Below are 22,115 nucleotides of genomic sequence, written 5' to 3'. Positions count from 1 at the left end.
TCAGAAGTGAATGACGCTGCGAATGCTCTTGCCTTCATGCATCAGGTCGAACGCCTTGTTGATGTCTTCCAGGCCCATGGTGTGGGTAATGAAGGTGTCCAGCGGAATCTCGCCGTTCTGCGACATCTCGACGTAGCTCGGCAGCTCACTGCGCCCTCGCACCCCACCGAACGCCGAACCGCGCCACACCCGGCCGGTAACCAGCTGAAACGGACGGGTGGCAATTTCCTGCCCGGCGCCGGCGACGCCGATGATCACCGACTCCCCCCAGCCCTTGTGGCAGCACTCCAGCGCTGCGCGCATCAACTGGACATTGCCGATGCACTCGAAGGAGAAGTCCACGCCGCCGTCGGTGAGGTCGACAATGACTTCCTGGATTGGGCGGTCGTACTCCTTCGGGTTGATGCAATCGGTAGCACCCAGCTGGCGAGCGATCTCGAACTTTGCCGGGTTGATGTCGATGGCGATGATGCGCGAGGCCTTGGCCTTGACCGCGCCGATGATCGCCGACAGGCCGATGCCGCCCAGGCCGAAGACTGCGACGGTATCACCCGGCTTGACCTTGGCGGTGTTCAACACCGCGCCGATGCCGGTGGTAACGCCACAGCCCAGCAGGCAGACCTTCTCCAGCGGGGCTTCTTTCTGGATCTTGGCCACAGAGATTTCCGGCAGCACGGTGTACTCGGAGAAGGTCGAAGTGCCCATGTAGTGGAACAGTTGCTGGCCTTTGTACGAGAAACGCGTGGTGCCGTCTGGCATCAGGCCCTTGCCCTGGGTGGCACGAATGGCCTGGCACAGGTTGGTCTTGCCCGACAGGCAGAACTTGCACTTGCCGCATTCAGGGGTGTACAGCGGGATCACGTGGTCACCAACGGCAACCGAGGTGACGCCCTCGCCTACCGCTTCGACGATTGCGCCACCTTCATGGCCCAGAATCGACGGGAAGATGCCCTCCGGGTCGGCGCCCGACAATGTATAGGCGTCGGTATGGCAAACGCCGCTGGCGACAACGCGCAGCAACACTTCCCCGGCCTTGGGCATGGCCACGTCGACTTCGACGATCTCCAACGGTTTCTTGGCTTCGAAGGCTACGGCAGCGCGGGACTTGATCATCAAAGGTCTCCATACAGGTCTTGAACAAGGCCTGCAGTGTAATTCACCATCATTTGATGAATAATCAGCCTCAGCTCAAAACATTATTGCTGCACAGGGACAATCAATGCTTAACCGTTGGGAAGGCATAGACGAATTCGTTGCGGTGGCCGAGTCTGGCCAGTTCACGGCGGCGGCCGAGCGCCTGGGGGTTTCGTCATCCCATGTGAGCCGCCAGATCGCCCGCCTTGAAGAGCGCGTACAAACACGCCTGCTGTACCGCAGTACCCGCCGCGTGACGCTGACGGAGGCGGGGCAGACCTTTTTGCAGCATTGCCAGCGCCTGCAAGACGGCCGCGAGGAAGCGCTGCGCGCCATGGGCGACCTGGCCAGCGAGCCCAAGGGGCTGCTGCGCATGACCTGCGCGGTGGCGTATGGCGAGCGGTTCATCGTGCCGCTGGTGACGCGTTTCATGGCCCTGTACCCGCAGTTGCGGGTGGACGTGGAGCTGAGCAACCACACCCTCGACCTGGTGCATCACGGCATGGACCTGGCGATAAGGCTGGGCCGCCTGGCCGATTCTCGCCTGGTGGCCACGCGCCTGGCGCCACGACGCATGTACCTGTGTGCCTCACCCGCCTACCTTGAACGCTACGGCAGGCCACACAGCGTGTCCGAGCTCGCCCGCCACAACTGCCTGATCGGCAGCTCGGACGTGTGGGCGCTGCAGTTGGAAGGGCGCGAGCTCAGCCAACGGGTGCAGGGCAACTGGCGCTGCAACAGCGGGCAGGCAGTGCTGGATGCTGCGCTGCAGGGGATCGGGTTGTGCCAGTTGCCGGACTACTACGTGCTGGAGCACCTGAACACTGGGGCGCTGGTGTCACTGCTGGAGGCACACCAGCCCCCGAATACGGCAGTGTGGGCGCTGTATCCACAGCAACGGCACTTGTCGCCGAAGGTGCGGCGGTTGGTGGATTACTTGAAGCAAGGGTTGACGGGGTTGCCGGAGTATCGTTTCGGCTGAAGGGGTGTGCTGCTTATACTGGCCTTTTCGCGGGTGAACCCGCTCCCACAGGTACTTCACAGATTTCAGACCCAGTGGAGACCCTGTGGGAGCGGGTTTACCCGCGAAGAGGCCGGTACAGGAGAGCGACCATCAGCGCCTACCCGCCCAGCGCTGACGCAACCATTCCAGGTCTTCGGGTCGCGTGACCTTGATGTTGTCACTGCGCCCTTCGACCAGCCGCGGCGCCTGGCCGGACCATTCGATGGCCGAGGCCTCATCGGTCACTACCACATCAGACACCAGGCACTCGGCCAACGCCCGGTGCAATGCCCCAAGGCGGAACATCTGCGGCGTGTAAGCCTGCCAGATGGTGCTACGGTCCACGGTAGCGCTCACCCGGCCATTGCTGTCGGCACGCTTGAGGGTGTCGCGCGCCGGCATCGCCAGCAGCCCCCCCACCGGGTCGTCTGCCAGCTCCGACAACAACTTGTCCAGGTCGCTGCGTGCAAGGTTCGGCCGCGCCGCATCGTGGACCAGCACCCAGTCGCTGTCCGAGGCCCCCTGGGCATGCAGCAGCAACAAAGCATTCAGCACCGAGTCCGCACGCTCACGGCCGCCATCCGCGCGCCGTATGCGCGCGTCATTGGCACACGGCAGACCAGGCCAATAGGGGTCATCTCCGGCAACACTCACCACCACCCCGCTTAACGTGGGGTGGCCCAGGAAACAGTCGAGGCTGTGCTCAAGAATAGTCTTGCCGGCCAGCTCAAGGTATTGCTTGGGGCGGTCCGCAGCCATGCGGGCACCCACGCCGGCAGCAGGGATCACGGCCCAGAAGGCCGGTAGATGCGCGTTCATTTCTGCGGCAACTGGAAGAGGGTCTCGCCCTCCTTGACCATTCCCAATTCATGACGAGCCCGTTCTTCGACGGTCTCCATGCCCTTCTTCAGCTCCAGCACTTCGGCATCGAGCACGCGGTTACGCTCGAGCAGGCGCTCGTTTTCGGCGTGCTGCTCTTCGATCTGCTGCTTGAGCTCGGCCACCTGCGCCAGGCTGCCATTGCCCACCCACAAGCGGTACTGCAGGCCACCCAGCAGCAAAAGCAGGACCAGGAACAACCAATAAGGACTGCGCATCAAGATATCCAGGTTGAAAGACCCTGTCGGTTCAGGGGCTCGGATAGCACAAAGCCTGGCCGAGGCCAGGCTTCGTAAACAGAAACCCGTTGGGCTACAGGCACATTCAGTACGCGTGTGCCTGCAGCGGCGGCTGCTGCCTTTTTACCATCTCTTGCTTAGGCGCGAAACTCGGCACGACCACGGTATACCGCCTTGGCACCCAGTTGCTCTTCGATGCGCAGCAGCTGGTTGTACTTCGAGACGCGGTCGGAGCGGCACAGCGAGCCAGTCTTGATCTGACCTGCAGCGGTACCCACGGCCAGGTCGGCGATGGTGGAGTCTTCGGTTTCGCCGGAGCGGTGCGAGATGACTGCGGTATAACCTGCAGCCTTGGCCATCTGGATGGCTTCCAGGGTCTCGGTCAGCGAGCCGATCTGGTTGAACTTGATCAGGATCGAGTTACCGATACCCTTCTCGATGCCTTCCTTGAGGATCTTGGTGTTGGTCACGAACAGGTCGTCGCCCACCAACTGCACTTTGCTGCCGATCTTGTCGGTGAGGATCTTCCAGCCCGCCCAGTCCGATTCGTCCAGGCCATCTTCGATGGAGATGATCGGGAAGCGCTCGGTCAGGCCCTTGAGGTACTCGGCAAAGCCTTCGGCGTCGAACGACTTGCCTTCGCCCGACAGGTTGTACTTGCCGTCTTCGTAGAATTCGGAAGCTGCACAGTCCAGGGCCAGGGTCACATCGGTACCCAGCTTGTAGCCGGCTTTTTCGACAGCTTCAGCGATGGCACCCAGGGCATCTTCGTTGGACGCCAGGTTAGGCGCGAAACCACCTTCATCACCCACGGCAGTGTTCAAGCCACGCGCCTTGAGCACGGCCTTGAGGTGGTGGAAGATCTCGGTGCCCATGCGCAGGCCGTCGGAGAAGGTCTTGGCGCCAACCGGCTGGACCATGAACTCCTGGATGTCGACGTTGTTGTCGGCATGCTCGCCGCCGTTGATGATGTTCATCATCGGCACCGGCATGGAGTACTGGCCTGGGGTGCCGTTGAGGTTGGCAATGTGCGCGTACAGCGGCAGGTCCTGGTCCTGGGCGGCAGCCTTGGCGGCAGCCAGCGACACGGCGAGGATGGCGTTGGCGCCCAGCTTGGCCTTGTTCTCGGTGCCGTCGAGTTCGATCATGGCATGGTCCAGGGCCTTCTGGTCGGAAGGGTCCTTGCCCAGCAGCAGCTCGCGAATCGGGCCGTTGATGTTGGCGACAGCCTTCAACACGCCTTTGCCCAGGTAACGGCTCTTGTCGCCATCACGCAGCTCCAGCGCTTCGCGCGAGCCGGTGGAAGCACCGGACGGCGCACAGGCGCTGCCGATGATGCCGTTGTCGAGCAGTACATCGGCTTCCACGGTGGGGTTGCCACGCGAATCGAGAACTTCACGACCTTTGATGTCGACGATTTTTGCCATTGTTGTAAGCACTCCAGAATTGACGAAAACAACGCAGCTTAGGGAATTCTTGCCGTTCGCCGGGAGGGTTTGCGATGGCAGGCCCGGCGAAGGGAGCCCCTGACCGAATGGTCAGGGGTGGGTCGGGCGCTACTTTACCCGAGAAACGCGCTTTACGCGGTTTCTACCGTCGGAAAACTTTTCACCAGGTCGTCCAGTTGCTTGAGCTGGGCCAGGAATGGCTCCAGCTTATCCAGGCGCAGGGCACAGGGGCCGTCGCACTTGGCGTTGTCCGGGTCCGGGTGGGCTTCGAGGAACAGGCCCGCCAGGCCCTGGCTCATGCCGGCCTTGGCCAGGTCGGTGACCTGGGCGCGGCGCCCGCCTGCGGAATCGGCGCGACCACCCGGCATTTGCAGGGCGTGGGTCACGTCGAAGAACACCGGGTACTGGAACTGCTTCATGATGCCGAAGCCGAGCATGTCCACGACCAGGTTGTTGTAGCCGAAGCTCGAACCACGCTCGCAGAGGATCAACTGATCGTTACCGGCCTCTTCGCACTTGGCCAGGATGTGTTTCATTTCCTGAGGCGCGAGGAACTGGGCCTTCTTGATGTTGATCACTGCGCCACTGCGGGCCATGGCCACCACCAGGTCGGTCTGGCGCGACAGGAAGGCAGGCAACTGGATGATGTCGCAAACCTGGGCCACCGGCTCGGCCTGGTAGGGCTCATGCACGTCGGTAATCACCGGCACATTGAAGGTGCGCTTGATCTCTTCGAAGATCTTCAGCCCTTCTTCCATGCCAGGCCCACGGTAAGAACTGACCGAGGACCGGTTGGCCTTGTCGAAGCTGGCCTTGAACACATAGGGGATACCGAGCTTGTCGGTAACCCGTACGTATTCTTCGCACACCTTCATGGCCAGGTCGCGGGATTCCAGCACGTTCATGCCGCCAAACAGCACAAACGGCTTGTCGTTGGCGATCTCGATGTTACCGACGCGGATGATCTTCTGGGTCATGGATCAGGCCTTGTTCTTCTGGGCGAGGGCCGCTTTCACGAAACCACTGAACAACGGGTGGCCGTCACGCGGGGTGGAGGTGAATTCCGGGTGGAACTGGCAGGCGACGAACCATGGGTGATCCTTGGACTCAACCACTTCCACCAGCGCGCCGTCTTCGGAACGGCCGGATACCACCAGGCCAGCATCGACCAGTTGCGGCAGCAGGTTGTTGTTCACCTCATAGCGGTGGCGGTGACGCTCGGTGATCACATCCTTGCCGTAGCAGTCGTGCACGTTGGAGCCGGCTGCCAGTTGGCAGTCCTGTGCACCCAGGCGCATGGTGCCGCCCAGGTCGGACGCTTCGCTGCGGGTTTCGACCGCGCCGGTGGCATCAGCCCACTCGGTGATCAGGCCCACGACCGGGTGGCCGCTGTTGCGGTCGAACTCGGTGGAGTTGGCGTCTTTCCAGCCCATCACATTACGGGCGAACTCGATCACGGCCACCTGCATGCCCAGGCAGATGCCCAGGTACGGTACCTTGTTCTCACGGGCGTACTGCACCGCGGTGATCTTGCCTTCCACGCCGCGCAGGCCGAAACCGCCCGGCACCAGGATGGCATCGGCGCCTTCGAGCAGGCTGGTGCCCTGGTTCTCGATGTCTTCGGAGTCGATGTAGCGCAGGTTGACCTTGGTACGGTTGGTGATGCCGGCGTGGCTCATCGCTTCGATCAGCGACTTGTACGCATCCAGCAGCTCCATGTACTTGCCGACCATGGCGATGGTGACTTCATGCTCAGGGTTCAGCTTGGCGTCCACCACCTTGTCCCACTCGGACAGGTCGGCACCGTTGCACTGCAGGCCGAAACGCTCGACGACGAAATCGTCCAGGCCCTGGGCATGCAGCACGCCTGGGATCTTGTAGATGGTGTCTACGTCTTCCAGCGAGATGACCGCACGCTCTTCAACGTTGGTGAACAGGGCGATCTTGCGGCGCGACGAGGCATCGACCGGGTGGTCGGAGCGGCAGATCAGTACATCGGGCTGCAGGCCGATGGAGCGCAGTTCCTTCACCGAGTGCTGGGTCGGTTTGGTCTTGGTCTCGCCCGCGGTGGCGATGTACGGCACCAGGGTAAGGTGCATCAGCATGGCGCGCTTGGAGCCGACTTCGACGCGCAGCTGGCGGATGGCCTCAAGGAACGGTTGCGACTCGATATCGCCCACGGTACCGCCGATTTCCACCAGGGCCACGTCGGCATCGCCGGCACCCTTGATGATGCGACGCTTGATTTCGTCGGTAATGTGCGGAATGACCTGAATGGTGGCACCCAGGTAGTCACCACGGCGCTCCTTGCGCAGCACGTGCTCGTAGATACGGCCCGTGGTGAAGTTGTTGTTCTGGGTCATGGTCGTGCGGATGAACCGCTCGTAGTGGCCCAGGTCCAGGTCGGTTTCGGCGCCGTCCTGGGTGACGAATACTTCACCGTGCTGGAACGGGCTCATGGTGCCTGGGTCGACGTTGATGTACGGATCCAGCTTGAGCATGGTGACCTTCAGGCCCCGCGCTTCCAGGATGGCCGCCAGGGAAGCCGAGGCAATGCCTTTCCCCAATGAAGAAACAACACCGCCCGTGACGAATATGTAGCGCGTCATGAAAAACCCTAGAAGTCTGCGTTAAGGCGGCCAGCGCCGCCGGAGAAAGCGAAGGAAGGCCGAAGCCTCCGATCACCTGCGTCAATCACAGTGCATCTCGAAAAACTGCCGCGTCTGTACAGACCAGGGGTATCCCCGGCATGGAGCTCGCTCGTCATTTCTCAGAATCAGCCCAGCAAAAAACTGCTTGGTAATCGGCAACCCCTGTGTTTTCGCGGAACCCACAGAAGCTGTATCAAGAAGGGAGGGTAGTCTACCCGAATGTACCCATCAGCTCAAACCTTGCGCGCTGCTCGGCAGTACCCAGTGCAGCCGGCAATCGCCCCGCCCCAGGCCTGGCAGGTTGGCGACCGCCAGCAGCTGCTCGCCCTGGTACAGCAACGGCAGGCGTGCGCGCAGGAAGTGCGGCACTTGCAGCTCGTTGAGCAGGCGCTTGAGGTCACGCCGCCCCCGCCCGGGCACGTCCAGCACTTCGCCACCTTGGCGGTAGGCAATGCGCAGGCCTGCCAGCGCAGCTGCGCCAACAAGTCGCACGCAGCCGTTACCAGGCAACGCCAGAGGCGCCCCGGCACCGGCCCAGCTCAGGCCGCCTGCAGGCTGTCGTAACCATTCACCACTGAGCCACCAGATACGCCCCTGACTGCGCACCAGCTGCCCATCGGCAAGCCGCCACACGGGCTGGGCATCGGCTGCGGCGTCGCGCAAATCTGCCCACCCGGCCCAATGACGCGTATCGGGCAGTCGGGTACGGCTGCTGAGCCAGTATTCCAAGGCGTTACGCTGCCGCGCGGGCGACAGCGCCCCCAGGCTGGCCAGCGCCAGCGAGTCCAGCCCTGGCCAGGTGCCCGGTGCCCCTTGCGCGGCCGATGCCAGGTCGGCCCGGGCCAGCTCTTCGAGCAAGCCCAAGGCTTCGCCCAGGTGCTCGGCGGCGCGGGCGAGGCTCTGGCCGGCCTGGGGCCAGCGCCGCTCAAGCACCGGTACCACTTCAGCACGCAGGTAGTTGCGAGCGTACTGGAGATCGCTGTTGGAAGGGTCTTCAACCCAGGCCAGGCCATGCGCCTTGGCATAGTCTTGCAACTGCTCCCGGGGGCAGCCCAGCAGCGGCCTGACCAGCCCCCCCCGCCCCAGCGCGCGCTGTTTGGCCATGGCCGCCAGCCCCCGCAGGCCTGCGCCGCGCAACAGCCGAAACAGCACAGTCTCGGCCTGGTCATCCAGGTGCTGCCCGGTGAACAGGATGTCACCCTGCCCCATGAGCGCTTCAAAGGCGGCGTAACGCGCATCGCGGGCGGCTTGTTCCAGGCTGGCGCCGCGCACGACGTCGACGTGAATAACGCGCAGTTCGACACCCAGGTGGTCGCAGGTGCGCTGGCAATGGGCAGGCCAGGCATCGGCAGCCGCCTGCAGGCCATGATGAACGTGAACGGCGCACAACGGTGGGCACGAATGCTGGCGGGCGTAAGCCGCCAGGCAGTGCAGAAGGACGGTGGAATCCAGGCCACCCGAAAAGGCGATGTACCAGTGAGGGGCGGTTACCCAGGGGGTTGGGTCGATCATCAGGGCCTCTGAAACCACTCGCGGGTGACCCCGCCCCTAAAGGCAATACCTGTCTGTAGAGGCGGGGTCACCCGCGATAACCGGCAACGCCGGTGCCATTACCTGACAGCCGGAATAATCAGACGCCGTAGCTCATCAAGCGGTCGTAGCGACGCGCCAGCAGCGCGTCGTGATCGAGCTTGCCCAGCATGTCCAGCTGCTGCACCAGGTCGGCACGAATGCTTTCAGACATGGCAGCCGGGTCGCGGTGGGCGCCGCCCAGCGGCTCCTCGATGACCTTGTCGACGATATTCAGGCTCTTCAGGCGCTCGGCGGTGATACCCATGGCTTCAGCCGCGTCAGCCGCTTTGTCGGCAGTCTTCCATAGAATGGAGGCACAGCCTTCAGGCGAGATCACCGAATAGGTGGAGTACTGCAGCATGTTCAGCTGGTCGCACACACCAATGGCCAGCGCGCCGCCGGAACCACCCTCACCGATCACGGTGGCGATGATCGGGGTTTTCAGGCGGGCCATGACGCGCAGGTTCCAGGCGATGGCTTCGCTCTGGTTGCGCTCTTCGGCGTCGATGCCAGGGTAGGCACCCGGGGTATCGATGAAGGTCAGGATCGGCATGCGGAAGCGCTCGGCCATTTCCATCAGGCGGCAGGCCTTGCGGTAGCCCTCGGGGCGTGGCATGCCGAAGTTGCGGCGCACCTTCTCGCGCACTTCGCGGCCTTTTTGATGGCCGATCACCATCACCGGCTTGCCGTCCAGGCGCGCAGTGCCGCCAACAATGGCAGCATCGTCGGAGAAATGGCGGTCGCCGTGCAGTTCTTCGAATTCGGTGAAGATGTGTTCCAGGTAGTCCAGGGTGTAAGGACGACGTGGGTGACGCGCCAGGCGAGCGATCTGCCAGCTGGTGAGGTTGCCGAAGATGCTTTCGGTCAGGGTATTGCTCTTGTCTTGCAGACGGGCAATTTCATCGCTGATATTCAGCGAATTGTCGTTGCCTACCAGGCGCAGGCCTTCGATCTTGGCTTGCAGGTCGGCAATCGGCTGTTCGAAATCGAGAAAATTCGGGTTCATAGTCATCCGTCTTGGGTCTACGGCCAGGCGGCCGGCCGGTTGATCCGTTTGGCGCCATACCTTAAGGGATCAGGCGCATTCAGGTCGAGATTAAATTTGGTCGGTTCAACGATATTGCAGAAAGACGTTCTCACGCCCGAACTGGTCACGCAGTGTCTGAATCAACCCATCGGCCGGGTCGATTGCCCACTGCTCGCCAAACTGCAGCATGGCCTTGGCGTCACTGCCGGTGTACTCCAGGGTGATCGGGCAGGCACCTCGGTGGCGGGTGATCAGCTCGCCCAGCCATTTCAGCCGGTCGCCCTTGAGCGCCTCGTGCGCCACTTTCAGGCGCAGGCTCTCGGCCAGTTTGGTACGGGCGTCTTCCAGGGTCATGACCTGCTTCACCCGCAGGCGCAAGCCGCCCGAGAAGTCGTCGTTACTGACCTCCCCTTCCACCACCACCATGGCGTCGGTCTGCAGCAGGGACTGGGCGGTGATGTAGGCATCGGCAAACAGTGATGCCTCGATGCGCCCGGAACGGTCGTCCAGGGTCACGAAGCCCATTTTGTCGCCCTTCTTGTTCTTCATCACCCGCAGGGCAATGATCATGCCCGCGATGGTCTGGGTATCGCGTGACGGCTTGAGGTCAATGATGCGCTGGCGCGCAAAACGACGGATCTCGGCTTCATACTCGTCGATTGGGTGGCCGGTCAGGTACAGCCCAAGGGTGTCTTTCTCGCCTTTGAGCCGCTCCTTGAGTGTGAGGGGCCGCGCCTTGCGGTGGTTGGCATAGACGTCGGCATCCACCGCATCGAACATGCCACCGAACAGGTCGATGTGACCGCTGTCTGCCGTGCGGGCAGTCTGCTCGGCGGCTTTGATCGCTTCGCCCAGTGCCCCCAGCAGGATGGCCCGGTTGATGTCGATGTGGGCGTGGTAGGCCTTGATCTCGTCGTGGAAGTGCGGGCCAAGCCGGTCGAGGGCGCCACTGCGCACCAGGGCATCGAGGGTGCGCTTGTTGACGCGCTTGAGGTCGATGCGCTCGCAGAAATCGAACATGTCCTTGAATGGGCCACCTTCGGCACGTGCCTCGACGATTGCCTCTACCGGCCCTTCGCCCACCCCCTTGATCGCACCCAGGCCATAAACGATGCGCCCATCATTGTTGACGGTGAACTTGAAGTCGGAGAAGTTCACGTCCGGGGCGTCCAGGCGCAGCTTCATGCTGCGCACTTCCTCCACCAGCACCACCACCTTGTCGGTGTTGTGCATGTCCGCAGACAATACCGCGGCCATGAACGCAGCCGGGTGGTGGGTTTTCAGCCAGGCAGTCTGGTAAGACACCAGCCCGTAGGCGGCGGAGTGCGACTTGTTGAAGCCATAGCCGGCAAATTTCTCCACCAGGTCGAAGATGTTACCCGCAAGATCGCCATCGATACCGTTATTGGCACAGCCCTCGATGAAACCGCCGCGCTGCTTGGCCATTTCCTCGGGTTTTTTCTTGCCCATCGCCCGGCGCAGCATGTCAGCGCCACCCAGGGTATAGCCAGCCATCACCTGGGCGATCTGCATCACCTGCTCTTGATACAGGATGATGCCGTAGGTGGGCGCCAGCACCGGCTGCAGGCCGTCGTACTGGTAGTCAGGGTGCGGGTAGGCCAGTTCGGCACGGCCGTGCTTGCGGTTGATGAAGTCATCCACCATGCCCGATTGCAGCGGGCCCGGGCGGAACAGCGCCACCAGCGCGATGAGGTCTTCCAGGCAGTCGGGCTTGAGCTTCTTGATCAGCTCCTTCATGCCCCGGGATTCAAGCTGGAACACCGCCGTGGTTTCGGCTTTTTGCAGCAGCTCGTAGGTTTTGCGGTCATCCAGCGGGATGAAGTCGATGTTCAGATCCGGCAGGTTTTTCTTGGCCTGCTCGCGGTTGATGATCTCCATCGCCCACTTGATGATGGTCAGCGTACGCAGGCCGAGGAAGTCGAACTTCACCAGGCCGGCCGCCTCGACGTCATCCTTGTCGAACTGGGTTACCAGGCCGCCGCCTTCTTCATCACAGGCGATGGGCGAGAAGTCGGTGAGCTTGGTCGGCGCGATCACCACGCCCCCGGCGTGCTTGCCGGTACCGCGGGTGACGCCTTCGAGCTTCAGCGCCATGTCCCAGATTTCGCGGGCGTCTTCGTCCCCCTTGAGGAAATCGCGCAGGATCTCTTCCTGCTCGTAGGCCTTTTCCAGGGTCATGCCCACTTCGAACGGGATCATCTTCGACAGGCGGTCGGCCAGGCCGTAAGACTTACCCTGCACCCGCGCCACATCCCGCACCACGGCCTTGGCCGCCATGGTGCCGAAGGTGATGATCTGGCTGACCGCGTTGCGGCCATAGGCTTCGGCCACGTAGTCGATCACCCGGTCGCGGCCGTCCATGCAGAAGTCGACGTCGAAGTCGGGCATGGAGATACGTTCAGGGTTGAGGAAACGCTCGAACAGCAGGTCGTAGGCCAGCGGGTCCAGGTCGGTGATCTTCAGTACGTAGGCCACCAGCGAGCCCGCACCCGAACCCCGGCCAGGGCCCACGGGCACACCGTTGTTCTTGGCCCACTTGATGAAGTCCATCACGATCAGGAAGTAACCGGGGAAGCCCATCTGGATGATGATATCCAGCTCGAACTTCAGGCGGTCCAGGTAGACCTGGCGCTTCTCTTCGTAGTCCGGCGTGGTGTCCTTCGGCCACAACACTGCCAGGCGCTCTTCGAGGCCCTCGTGGGACACGTGGCGCAGGTAATCGTCGATACCCATGCCGTTGGGCGTCGGGAAGTCCGGCAGGAAATACTTGCCCAGTTGCACCTGGATATTGCAGCGCTTGGCGATTTCCACGGTGTTGGCGATGGCGTCCGGCAGGTCGCTGAACAGCGCCGCCATTTCGTCGGCCGACTTCAGGTACTGCTGGTCGCTGTACAGCCGAGGGCGACGCGGGTCGTCCAGGGTCCAGCCTTCACCGATACACACCCGGGTTTCGTGGGCATCGAAGTCGGACTGCTTGATGAACCTCACATCGTTGGTGGCAACCAGCGGCGCGCCCAACCGGTCGGCAAGGGCCACGGCAGCATGCACGTACTCTTCGTCGCGAGGCCGGTTGGTACGCTGCAGCTCAACGTAGAACCGGTCGGGGAACATGCCCATCCAGTCCTGCAGCAGGGCCTGGGCCTCATCGAGCCTACCGGCCAGCAGCGCCATGCCGATGTCGCCCTCACGGCCGGCAGACAGGGCAATCAGCCCTTCGCTGGCGGGGGCGATCCATTCACGTTGCAGAATCACCAGGCCATTGCGCTGCCCGTCGGTCCAGCCACGGGAAATCAGCTCGGTGAGGTTGCGGTAACCCTGGGGGTTCATGGCCAGGAAACAGATACGCGACAGCGGCGCTTCGGGGTCTGCACCGGCCAGCCACAGGTCGGCCCCGCAGATGGGCTTGATGCCTGCGCCCATGGCGGTTTTGTAGAACTTGACCAGCGAGCACATGTTGCTCTGGTCGGTAATGGCCACTGCCGGCATGTTCATCCCGGCCAGCGCCTTGGCCAGCGGTTTGATCCGCACCAGGCCGTCTACCAGCGAGAATTCGGAGTGGACGCGCAGGTGAACGAAGGGAACCGACATGGAAGATCCTGTAGCAGTGCTGAACGACAAGGGCGCAATTGTAGCGTAGTTGCGAAGGGATGTTGGGCCGCGCGGCTGGCCCCTGATCAGATCAGCGAATCGACCACGCCGTCACGCGCTTCCCAGGCCGCACGCACGGGGGCAAACGAGCGACGATGAATGGGCGTAGGCCCCAGGCGCGCGAGCGCTTCGAGGTGCACAGGCGTCGGGTAGCCCTTGTGCCCGCCCATGCCGTAGCCCGGGTAAATGAGCTCGAAGGCAGCCATCTCCCGGTCGCGGCTCACCTTGGCCAGGATAGAGGCAGCGGCAATGGCCGGCACCTTGGCATCCCCCTGCACAACGGGTGCGCAGGGTACGGCCAGGCGTGGGCAGCGGTTGCCGTCGATCAGGGCCATGTTGGGGGTGATGTGCAAGCCCTCGACTGCACGCTGCATGGCCAGCATGGTGGCGTGCAGAATGTTCAGGCGGTCGATTTCCTCGACTTCAGCGCGGGCAATGCAAAAGCTCAGGGCCTTTTCGCAGATTTCGTCGAACAGCGCCTCACGGCGGGCTTCAGTCAGCTTTTTCGAGTCGTTAAGGCCCAGGATCGGGCGTAATGGGTCAAGGATCACTGCCGCCGTGACCACTGCACCGCACAACGGGCCACGGCCCACTTCATCGACACCGGCAACCAGGTCTTCGACCAGGTTGAAGTCCAGCCCTATCTGCATCTCAACGCCTCTCGAGCAAAGCCAGCACCGCGTCGGCGGCCTGGTTGGAGGCGTCGCGACGCAAGGTGCGGTGAATTTCGTCGAAGCGCTCGGTCTGCAGGCTGCCATCGCGTACCAGTGGTGCCAGCGTGGCGGCCAGCGCTTCGCTGGTGGCTGCGTCCTGCAGCAACTCAGGCACCAGCTCACGCTGGGCCAGCAGGTTGGGCAACGACACGTAGGGGCTTTTTACCAGGCGCTTGAGTATCCAATAGGTCAGCGGGGCAAGGCGATAGGCTACCACCATTGGACGTTTGAACAGCAATGCCTCCAGGGTAGCGGTGCCCGAAGCGATCAACACCGCGTCACAGGCCGCCAGGGCCTGGTGCGACTGGCCGTCAAGCAGCGTCAATGCAAGCTGGCGGCCGCTCAGCATCTGCTCGACCTGGGCGCGGCGGCTAGCATTGGCGCAGGGCAGCACAAAGCGTACTCCCGGCACCCGTTCGCTCAGGCGCTGGGCTGCATCCAGGAACAACGCGCCCAAGCGACCCACTTCCCCGCCACGGCTGCCTGGCATCAGCGCAACCACCGGCCCGTTACCCAAGCCGAGGGCGGCACGGGCAGCAGCGCGGTCGCACTCCAAAGGAATGGTGTCGGCCAGCGGGTGGCCGACGAACCGCACCGGTACGCCCTGCTCTTCATAGAAGCGCGCCTCGAAGGGCAGCAGCGTCAGCATCAGGTCGCAGCCCTGGCGAATCTTCAGTACACGCTTCTGACGCCAGGCCCACACGGACGGGCTCACATAGTGCACGGTCTTGATACCGGCCTGGCGCAGCTTGAGTTCGATCGTCAGGTTGAAATCAGGGGCGTCGATGCCGATGAACGCATCCGGCTTCTGCTCGATCAGGGTCTGGATCAGCAGCTTGCGGCGCTTGAGCAGCTCGCGCAGACGGCCCAGCACTTCCACCAGCCCCATCACCGCAAGGCGCTCCATGGGGAAGTAGGACTGCAGGCCCTCGGCTTCCATGAGCGGGCCACCGACACCGATGAAGCGCACATCGGGGTGACGCGCCTTGAGTGCGCGCATCAAGCCCGAGCCAAGAATGTCGCCGCTGGCCTCACCCGCGACCAAGGCTATGCAAAGCTGGGCCATATCAGCGGGTGATGCCGCGGGCAGAGCTCACGATCGACTGACGGAACAGTTCGACCTCAGGGTACTGCGCAGCCGGTGCCTGCAACTCGCGCAGGGCATCTTCGACAGTCAGGCCCTGGCGGTAGACGATCTTGTAGCAGCGGCGCAGCACGTGGATCACCTCGTCGCTGAAACCGCGGCGGCGCATGCCCTCGAAGTTCATGCTGCGGGCTTCAGCCGGGCTGCCGAACACCGTGACGAATGCCGGCACATCTTTGCCAATGGCGGTGCCCATGCCGGAAAACGCGTGGGCACCGATGTGGCAATACTGGTGCACCAGTGTGAAACCGGACAGGATCGCCCAGTCGCCCACGTGCACATGGCCTGCCAGCGCCGTGTTGTTGACCAGAATGCAGTGGCTGCCGATGACGCTGTCATGGCCGATGTGGGCATAGGCCATGATCAGGTTGTGGTCGCCCACGGTGGTTTCGGCGCGGTCCTGCACGGTGCCGCGGTGAATGGTCACACCCTCGCGGATCACGTTGTGATCGCCAATCACCAGGCGGGTCGGCTCGCCCTTGTACTTCAGGTCCGGGGTGTCTTCGCCAATCGACGAAAACTGAAAGATACGGTTGTGCTTGCCGATACGGGTCGGGCCTTTGAGCACAACATGCGGGCCGATGACCGTGCCCTCCCCGATTTCGACATCGGGGCCAACGATCGACCAGGGGCCGACCTCGACGCCATCGGCCAGTCTGGCCGATGGATCGATAATGGCCCGAGGATCAATCAAATTCATAGGGAGCGTTCCGCGCAGGTGATCTCTGCCGAGCATACAGGCTTGCCGTCCACCAGGGCACGGCATTCAAACTTCCAGATCATGCTCTTGCGGCTGAGGAACTTCGCCTCCAGCACCAGTTGGTCACCCGGCAGCACCGGCTGGCGGAAGCGCAGCTTGTCGGAGCCGACGAAGTAGTACAGCGTGCCGTCGGCCGGCTTGGCATCCAGCATCTTGAAACCCAGGATACCGGCCGCCTGGGCCATGGCTTCGATGATCAGAACGCCCGGCATGATGGGGTGCGCCGGGAAATGGCCGTTGAAGAACGGCTCGTTGATGCTGACATTCTTGTAGGCACGAATGCTCTGGGCCTCGTAGTCCAGATCCGTAACACGGTCCACCAGCAGGAACGGGTAACGGTGAGGCAGGTATTCGCGAATCTCGTTGATGTCCATCATTTCGGGGGGGAAGCCTGTAATAAGAATAGGGAGCGCAGGTGCTGACCACACGCTCCTTTTGCAATCCAAAGAGGAGCCAGCTAGCGACTGTTCACTCTTGCTCAGAAAATGGTATCAGCCTTCTGATGTCGGCTGGCCACCTGAGGTCACGGTATCGACGCGTTTTTCCAGCTGCTGGAGGCGCTTGGCCATGTCGTCCAGGTGGCGGATACGCGCGGCGCTCTTGCGCCAGTCAGCCAGTGGCTGCATGGCAGTGCCGGATGAATAGGCGCCCGGCTCGGTGATGGAGCGGGTGACCATGGTCATGCCAGACACAAAAACGTTATCACAGACATCGATATGGCCTACCATGCCAACGCCCCCGGCAATGGTGCAGTGCTTGCCGATGCGCGTACTGCCGGAAATACCCACACAGGCAGCCATGGCCGTGTGCTCACCAACGTGCACGTTGTGGGCAATCTGGATCTGGTTGTCCAGCTTGACCCCATCGGCAATCACGGTATCGGACAGCGCGCCACGGTCGACCGCCGTATTGACGCCGATTTCAACATCATCGCCGATGCTCACGCCGCCAATCTGGGCGATCTTGCGCCATACGCCTTTTTCGTTGGCAAAGCCGAAGCCTTCACCGCCGATCACCGCACCCGACTGGATAACCACCCGCTTGCCGATGGTGACGTCGTGGTACAACGTGACCCGCGGGGCCAGCCAACCGCCCTCGCCGATGACGCAACGAGCACCGACCACGCAATGGGCACCAATGGTGACGTTGGCGCCGATGCACGCCCCGCTTTCAACGACTGCAAAAGGCCCGATACAGGCACTGGCATCCACCTGAGCATCCCCGGCCACCACGGCGCTGGGATGAACACCCGCCACAGCCTTGGGTTTTGGGTCGAACAGGTGGGAAATGCGTGCGTACGCCAGGTACGGGTCCGCCACGATCAGCGCGTGGCCGGCAAAGCCTTCTGCATCCGCCGCCTTGAGCAGCACGGCAGCCGCCTGGCAGTTGTCCAGGTACTTGCGGTACTGCGGGTTGGCGAGAAAGCTCAGCTGGCCGGGGCCGGCCTCCTGCAAGGTGGCCAGGCCGGTGATGTTCAGGTCACCGGGGCCCTTCAGGGTGGCCCCGAGGGCCTCGGCCAACTGGCCAAGCGTCATGGTCAGGGTCATATCAACGGGCTTGGTTCATGCGCTCGATAACCTGGCGGGTGATGTCGTACTGAGGTTTGACATCGATGACCGCGCCGCGCTCGAGCACCAGGTCAAAGCCACCTTTCTTGATGACCTCTTCCACCGCGCCGTCCAGCTTGGGCTTGAGTTGCTTGAGCATGTCACGGTCGGCCACGGCCTTGGCTTCGTTGAGCTCCTTGGACTGGAACTGGAAGTCACGGGCTTTCTGCTTGAATTCAAGCTCCAGGCGCTCACGCTCGGGCTGCTGCATCTTGTCGCCGCCCTTGATCAGGCGATCCTGGATGCCCTTCGCGCTGCTTTCCAGGCTCTTGAGCTTGGTCAGCTGCGGGCCGAACTTTTTCTCGGCATCCACGGCGTACTTCTTGGCGGCGTCCGATTCAAGCAGGGCCATCTGATAGTTCAGAACGGCAACCTTCATTTCGGCGAAAGCCGGGGTGGCGACCAGCGCCGCGGCCACTACGGCCATTTGGGTCAACTTGCGCACGATGAACTCCTGGATAAACCGTTGTCGTTAAGCAAGGGCCGACCTTAGAAGGTCTGGCCCAGAGAGAATTGGAACACCTGGGTGTCGGCATCGTCCGGCTTCTTGATCGGCATCGCCAGGCTGAAGCTCAGCGGGCCCAGGGCGGTGATCCACGTCACACCCACACCGACCGAACTGGCCATGTCGGAGAAGCCAACCTTGGCGCAATCGGGCTTCTTGCCGCAATTGGTGTCGAACACGTTACCCACATCCCAGAACACCGAGGTCCGCAGGGAACGCTGATCCTTGATGAACGGCATCGGGAACAGCAGTTCTACGCCGCCCTGCACCAGGACGTTGCCGCCGAAGGGTAGCGGGTCTTGGTCTGGGTCTTTGAGAGTGCCATTTTTGCCGGTGCTAGGTGTACTACGTGGGCCAAGGCTGCTGTCTTTGAAACCGCGCACAGAGTTGAAGCCACCTGCGTAGTAGTTCTCGTAGAACGGCAAGCCAGAAGTACCGCCGAAGCCGTCACCGTAGCCCAGCTCAGTGTGCAAACGCAGGGTGTAGTTCTGGCTGAGCGGTTTGAACAGCTGGCCACGGTAGTCCAGTTTGTAGAACGACAGGTCGCTGCCTGGGATGGTCGACTCCAGGGTCAGGCTCTGGGAATGGCCACGGGTCGCCAGTACACCTTTGTTCAGCGTGGATTCAGACCATCCGATCGACGCTTTGAAGTTGGTGAAGCTTTTGCCTTCCTTTTCAATGAAATCGAAGATCTCATCAACCGTGTATTTACCGGTTTTCAGCTTGTCCTGCTGCACGCTCAAACCATAGGTCAGGCGCGACGTTTCGCTGATCGGGTAACCCAGGCTGACGCCGGCACCCATGCTGTCCACCGCGTAGCTCGCCACGTCGACATCGAGATCATCGTAGTTGGTGCTGCGGTAGAAGGCGTTGTAACCCAGGCTCACGCCGTCGGCAGTGAAGTAGGGGTCCACGAAGCCGAAGTTGTAGCGGGTCTGGTATTCGGAACGGGTCAGGCCAACGGATACCTTGTTACCTGTACCCAGGAAGTTGGTCTGACTGATCGAACCACCCAGGATCAGGCCCGCACTCTGGGCGAAACCGACGCTGGCGGTGATCGAACCGGACGCCTGCTCTTCAACGCTGTAGTTCACATCGACCTGGTCATCGGTACCCGGCACAGGCGGGGTCTCGACGTTCACATCCTTGAAGAAGCCCAGGCGCTCAAGGCGAGTCTTGGACTGGTCGATCAGGTAGGTCGAAGCCCAGCCGCCTTCCATCTGGCGCATCTCGCGGCGCAGCACTTCGTCTTCGGTCTTGGTGTTGCCACGGTAGTTGATGCGGTTGACGTAGGCGCGTTTGCCCGGGTCTACCACGAACATGATGTCGACCGTGTGGTCCTGGTCGTTCGGCTGCGGTACGCCGTTGACGTTGGCGAAGGTGTAGCCTTCGTTACCCAGGCGGCGGGTGATCAGCTCGGACGTGCTGGTCATGACCTTGCGCGAGAACACCTGGCCCGGCTGCACCAGCAGCAGCGACTTGACCTGATCTTCCGGCACCTTCAGGTCACCGGACAGCTTCACGTCACGAACGGTGTACTTCTCACCTTCGTTGATGTTGACGGTGATGTAGACGTGCTTCTTGTCTGGCGTGATGGACACCTGGGTAGAGGCGATGTCCATGTTGATGTAGCCGCGGTCCAGGTAGTAGGAACGCAGACGCTCCAGGTCACCGGACAGTTTTTCGCGGGCATACTTGTCGTCGTTCTTGAAGAACGACAGCCAGTTGGTGGTTTTCAGTTCGAACAGCTGCTGCAGGGTTTCGTCATCGAACACGTTGTTGCCAACGACGTTGATGTGCTGAATGGCAGCGACGGTGCCTTCGTTGATCTTGATCTTCAGCGCCACACGGTTGCGCGGCTGCGGCACCACTTCGGCATCGACCTCGGCCGAGTAGCGGCCCTGGGCCACGTATTGGCGCTGCAGCTCGTTACGCACACCTTCAAGGGTGGCGCGCTGGAAGATTTCACCTTCGGCCAGGCCCGACTGTTTCAGGCCTTTCATCAGGTCGTCGGTGCTGATCGCCTTGTTGCCTTCGATCTCGATGCTCGACACCGACGGGCGCTCGACCACGTTGATGATCAGAACATTGCCATCACGGTTCAGCTCGATGTCCTGGAAGAACCCGGTCTTGAACAGCGAGCGGGTAGATTCCACCAGACGACGGTCATCGGCCTGGTCGCCCACGTTGAGCGGCAAGGCGCCAAAGACGCTGCCGGCGGAAACCCGCTGCAGGCCGTTGACTCGAATATCGGAGATGGTGAAGGACTCGGCGTGAACTTCAGCGATCATCAGTGCGGAGAGGACCGCAGTTAGCAGCAGACGTTTCATGAAGTCCTTTTATTCCAACTGGCAATAAACAACCTGCCGTCATGAACGACAGGTTTCGCAATTGAGCGAAGCTTTTATAGTCGACCCAGATCGTTGATCAGGGCGAGCAGCATCACCCCCAAGACCAAACTGATACCGATCTGGACCCCCCAACCTTGTACCCGGTCCGACAGCGGGCGACCGCGCGCCCATTCGACCAGGTAGAACAGCAAATGCCCCCCATCCAGTACCGGGATGGGCAGCAGGTTAAGAACCCCCAGGCTTATGCTCAGGTAGGCCAGGAAATTCAGGAAATCCCCTACGCCGGACTGGGCTGAAGCGCCCGCCACTTTAGCAATGGTTATCGGTCCACTCAAGTTTTTTACCGAGAGCTCACCGAACAGCATTTTCTTCAGGGACTGCAGCGTCAGCACGCTCATGTTCCAGGTGCGCGACAAGCCCTCGCCAACCGCCTCCAGCGGGCCGTAGCGCACCTCACGCAGCATCGATGCCGGCCACTCGCCACCCTTCACCCCAGCCCCCAGGTACCCCGCAGCCGCACTGCCCTCGCCCTTGCGGCCCAAGGTGACCGGCAGGTCTAGCACGGCGCCGTCGCGCTGCACGCGCACCACCACCTTGGCATCGGGGCGGGCACGCACGCTGTCGACCACTTGCTGCCATTCAGCCACCGGCTTGCCATCGATGCTCAGCAAGGTGTCACCGGTTTTCAGGCCTGCGGCCCCTGCCGGGCCCTTGCTGTCGATTTCGGCCAATACCGGCACGATGGCCGGCCGCCAGGGGTGTAGGCCCAACGACTGGATCGGGTCGGGCTCATCAGCGCCTTTCAGCCAGCTGTCGAGTTTCACCTGACGTTGCTGTTCTGCGCTGGCGCCCTCGTCCCGCACGCCCACTTGCAACGTGCCACTTTCACCCAGCCGGCGCACCAGCTGCAGGTTGACCGCCGACCAGCCGTTGGTCGGTTTGCCGTCGATAGAAACGATTTCCTGCCCGGCAACCAGCCCGGCAGAGGCCGCCAGGCTGCCCGCGTCTACGGCCCCGATCACCGGGCGTATCTGCTGGCTACCCAGCATGGCCAGAATCCAGAAGAACAGGATTGCCAACAGGAAGTTCGCAATCGGGCCAGCAGCCACGATCGCAATGCGCTGCCCCACCGGTTTACGGTTGAACGATTGCCCTGCCAGCGAGGGCGGCACATCACCCTCGCGTTCGTCGAGCATTTTCACGTAGCCGCCCAGCGGGATGGCCGCCACCACGAACTCGGTGCCATGGCGGTCATGCCAGCGCACCAGCGGCATACCGAAGCCGACCGAAAAGCGCAGCACTTTTACACCGCAGCGCCGCGCTACCCAGAAGTGGCCGAATTCGTGGAAGGTGACCAGTACACCCAGGGCAACGAGGGTGCCGATAATCATGTAGAGCGCTGTCATGTCCATC

The 22,115-nt window shown here is 62.2% G+C and carries 18 protein-coding genes; 1 reads left to right on the top strand and 17 read right to left on the bottom strand.

Features of this window, described 5'->3' with window-relative positions; genetic code table 11:
- The gene (locus tag IAE36_RS06025) at positions 1-1,113 is read right to left on the bottom strand and encodes an S-(hydroxymethyl)glutathione dehydrogenase/class III alcohol dehydrogenase (RefSeq protein WP_060481752.1); all 1,113 of its coding nucleotides are present in this window, start codon (positions 1,111-1,113) and stop codon (positions 1-3) included.
- A 106-nt stretch (positions 1,114-1,219) separates the two neighbouring features.
- On the opposite strand from IAE36_RS06025, the gene IAE36_RS06020 reads away from it, so the two are divergent.
- Positions 1,220-2,116, top strand: coding sequence for a LysR substrate-binding domain-containing protein (locus tag IAE36_RS06020; protein ID WP_060481753.1), 897 nt, complete (start codon positions 1,220-1,222; stop codon positions 2,114-2,116).
- 132 nt (positions 2,117-2,248) lie between these two features.
- Here the strand turns inward: IAE36_RS06020 and ispD are convergent, their stop codons facing one another.
- The 16 genes from ispD to rseP all read right to left on the bottom strand — a co-directional run bounded on the left by ispD (position 2,249) and on the right by rseP (position 22,108).
- Positions 2,249-2,956: a 2-C-methyl-D-erythritol 4-phosphate cytidylyltransferase gene (gene ispD, locus IAE36_RS06015; RefSeq protein WP_201211099.1), complete on the bottom strand. Its 708-nt coding sequence runs from the start codon at positions 2,954-2,956 to the stop codon at positions 2,249-2,251.
- The gene (gene ftsB / locus IAE36_RS06010) at positions 2,953-3,234 is read right to left on the bottom strand and encodes a cell division protein FtsB (RefSeq protein ID WP_028635000.1); all 282 of its coding nucleotides are present in this window, start codon (positions 3,232-3,234) and stop codon (positions 2,953-2,955) included. The genes ispD and ftsB overlap by 4 nt, the downstream gene beginning before the upstream one ends.
- Positions 3,235-3,392: 158 nt before the next feature.
- The gene (gene eno / locus IAE36_RS06005) at positions 3,393-4,682 is read right to left on the bottom strand and encodes a phosphopyruvate hydratase (RefSeq protein ID WP_028634999.1); all 1,290 of its coding nucleotides are present in this window, start codon (positions 4,680-4,682) and stop codon (positions 3,393-3,395) included.
- A 152-nt stretch (positions 4,683-4,834) separates the two neighbouring features.
- Positions 4,835-5,680, bottom strand: coding sequence for a 3-deoxy-8-phosphooctulonate synthase (gene kdsA / locus IAE36_RS06000; RefSeq protein ID WP_028634998.1), 846 nt, complete (start codon positions 5,678-5,680; stop codon positions 4,835-4,837).
- A gap of 3 nt (positions 5,681-5,683) precedes the next feature.
- Positions 5,684-7,312: a CTP synthase gene (locus tag IAE36_RS05995; protein ID WP_028634997.1), complete on the bottom strand. Its 1,629-nt coding sequence runs from the start codon at positions 7,310-7,312 to the stop codon at positions 5,684-5,686.
- A 270-nt stretch (positions 7,313-7,582) separates the two neighbouring features.
- Positions 7,583-8,866: a tRNA lysidine(34) synthetase TilS gene (tilS, locus tag IAE36_RS05990; RefSeq protein WP_201211096.1), complete on the bottom strand. Its 1,284-nt coding sequence runs from the start codon at positions 8,864-8,866 to the stop codon at positions 7,583-7,585.
- Between the two features lie 118 nt (positions 8,867-8,984).
- The gene (locus IAE36_RS05985) at positions 8,985-9,932 is read right to left on the bottom strand and encodes an acetyl-CoA carboxylase carboxyltransferase subunit alpha (RefSeq protein ID WP_060481756.1); all 948 of its coding nucleotides are present in this window, start codon (positions 9,930-9,932) and stop codon (positions 8,985-8,987) included.
- A gap of 105 nt (positions 9,933-10,037) precedes the next feature.
- Positions 10,038-13,562, bottom strand: coding sequence for a DNA polymerase III subunit alpha (gene dnaE / locus IAE36_RS05980; protein ID WP_201211082.1), 3,525 nt, complete (start codon positions 13,560-13,562; stop codon positions 10,038-10,040).
- Positions 13,563-13,648: 86 nt separating this feature from the next.
- Positions 13,649-14,272 (bottom strand): ribonuclease HII, encoded by a 624-nt coding sequence (gene rnhB / locus IAE36_RS05975; RefSeq protein WP_201211079.1) that lies wholly within the window; start codon positions 14,270-14,272, stop codon positions 13,649-13,651.
- 1 nt (position 14,273) lies between these two features.
- Entirely contained in the window at positions 14,274-15,401 is a 1,128-nt protein-coding gene (lpxB, locus tag IAE36_RS05970) for a lipid-A-disaccharide synthase (RefSeq protein ID WP_201211076.1), read from the bottom strand.
- Position 15,402: 1 nt separating this feature from the next.
- Positions 15,403-16,179: an acyl-ACP--UDP-N-acetylglucosamine O-acyltransferase gene (gene lpxA / locus IAE36_RS05965; protein ID WP_028634991.1), complete on the bottom strand. Its 777-nt coding sequence runs from the start codon at positions 16,177-16,179 to the stop codon at positions 15,403-15,405.
- Positions 16,176-16,616: a 3-hydroxyacyl-ACP dehydratase FabZ gene (fabZ, locus tag IAE36_RS05960; protein WP_028634990.1), complete on the bottom strand. Its 441-nt coding sequence runs from the start codon at positions 16,614-16,616 to the stop codon at positions 16,176-16,178. The genes lpxA and fabZ overlap by 4 nt, the downstream gene beginning before the upstream one ends.
- Positions 16,617-16,730: 114 nt before the next feature.
- The gene (gene lpxD, locus IAE36_RS05955; RefSeq protein WP_201161750.1) at positions 16,731-17,786 is read right to left on the bottom strand and encodes a UDP-3-O-(3-hydroxymyristoyl)glucosamine N-acyltransferase; all 1,056 of its coding nucleotides are present in this window, start codon (positions 17,784-17,786) and stop codon (positions 16,731-16,733) included.
- Position 17,787: 1 nt separating this feature from the next.
- Positions 17,788-18,291: an OmpH family outer membrane protein gene (locus IAE36_RS05950; RefSeq protein ID WP_028634988.1), complete on the bottom strand. Its 504-nt coding sequence runs from the start codon at positions 18,289-18,291 to the stop codon at positions 17,788-17,790.
- Positions 18,292-18,335: 44 nt separating this feature from the next.
- Positions 18,336-20,681, bottom strand: coding sequence for an outer membrane protein assembly factor BamA (bamA, locus tag IAE36_RS05945; RefSeq protein WP_201211074.1), 2,346 nt, complete (start codon positions 20,679-20,681; stop codon positions 18,336-18,338).
- Positions 20,682-20,755: 74 nt separating this feature from the next.
- The gene (rseP, locus tag IAE36_RS05940) at positions 20,756-22,108 is read right to left on the bottom strand and encodes an RIP metalloprotease RseP (protein ID WP_028634986.1); all 1,353 of its coding nucleotides are present in this window, start codon (positions 22,106-22,108) and stop codon (positions 20,756-20,758) included.
- Positions 22,109-22,115 lie beyond the last annotated feature (7 nt).

It is taken from the genome of Pseudomonas sp. S36 (assembly GCF_016647875.1).
Classification (GTDB): domain Bacteria; phylum Pseudomonadota; class Gammaproteobacteria; order Pseudomonadales; family Pseudomonadaceae; genus Aquipseudomonas; species Aquipseudomonas parafulva.
This window is presented reverse-complemented; position numbering and strand designations above follow the sequence as displayed.

What these genes read in the sequence shown, in the direction of transcription:
- lpxD (WP_201161750.1), bottom strand. Translation starts at nt 17,786, where the DNA reads ATGACCCTGACCATGACGCTTGGCCAGTTGGCCGAGGCCCTCGGGGCC.
- eno (WP_028634999.1), bottom strand. Translation starts at nt 4,682, where the DNA reads ATGGCAAAAATCGTCGACATCAAAGGTCGTGAAGTTCTCGATTCGCGT.
- ftsB (WP_028635000.1), bottom strand. Translation starts at nt 3,234, where the DNA reads ATGCGCAGTCCTTATTGGTTGTTCCTGGTCCTGCTTTTGCTGCTGGGT.
- IAE36_RS06025 (WP_060481752.1), bottom strand. Translation starts at nt 1,113, where the DNA reads ATGATCAAGTCCCGCGCTGCCGTAGCCTTCGAAGCCAAGAAACCGTTG.
- kdsA (WP_028634998.1), bottom strand. Translation starts at nt 5,680, where the DNA reads ATGACCCAGAAGATCATCCGCGTCGGTAACATCGAGATCGCCAACGAC.
- tilS (WP_201211096.1), bottom strand. Translation starts at nt 8,866, where the DNA reads ATGATCGACCCAACCCCCTGGGTAACCGCCCCTCACTGGTACATCGCC.
- ispD (WP_201211099.1), bottom strand. Translation starts at nt 2,956, where the DNA reads ATGAACGCGCATCTACCGGCCTTCTGGGCCGTGATCCCTGCTGCCGGC.
- IAE36_RS05995 (WP_028634997.1), bottom strand. Translation starts at nt 7,312, where the DNA reads ATGACGCGCTACATATTCGTCACGGGCGGTGTTGTTTCTTCATTGGGG.
- rnhB (WP_201211079.1), bottom strand. Translation starts at nt 14,272, where the DNA reads ATGCAGATAGGGCTGGACTTCAACCTGGTCGAAGACCTGGTTGCCGGT.
- rseP (WP_028634986.1), bottom strand. Translation starts at nt 22,108, where the DNA reads ATGACAGCGCTCTACATGATTATCGGCACCCTCGTTGCCCTGGGTGTA.
- lpxA (WP_028634991.1), bottom strand. Translation starts at nt 16,179, where the DNA reads ATGAATTTGATTGATCCTCGGGCCATTATCGATCCATCGGCCAGACTG.
- IAE36_RS06020 (WP_060481753.1), top strand. Translation starts at nt 1,220, where the DNA reads ATGCTTAACCGTTGGGAAGGCATAGACGAATTCGTTGCGGTGGCCGAG.
- bamA (WP_201211074.1), bottom strand. Translation starts at nt 20,681, where the DNA reads ATGAAACGTCTGCTGCTAACTGCGGTCCTCTCCGCACTGATGATCGCT.
- IAE36_RS05985 (WP_060481756.1), bottom strand. Translation starts at nt 9,932, where the DNA reads ATGAACCCGAATTTTCTCGATTTCGAACAGCCGATTGCCGACCTGCAA.
- dnaE (WP_201211082.1), bottom strand. Translation starts at nt 13,562, where the DNA reads ATGTCGGTTCCCTTCGTTCACCTGCGCGTCCACTCCGAATTCTCGCTG.
- lpxB (WP_201211076.1), bottom strand. Translation starts at nt 15,401, where the DNA reads ATGGCCCAGCTTTGCATAGCCTTGGTCGCGGGTGAGGCCAGCGGCGAC.
- fabZ (WP_028634990.1), bottom strand. Translation starts at nt 16,616, where the DNA reads ATGATGGACATCAACGAGATTCGCGAATACCTGCCTCACCGTTACCCG.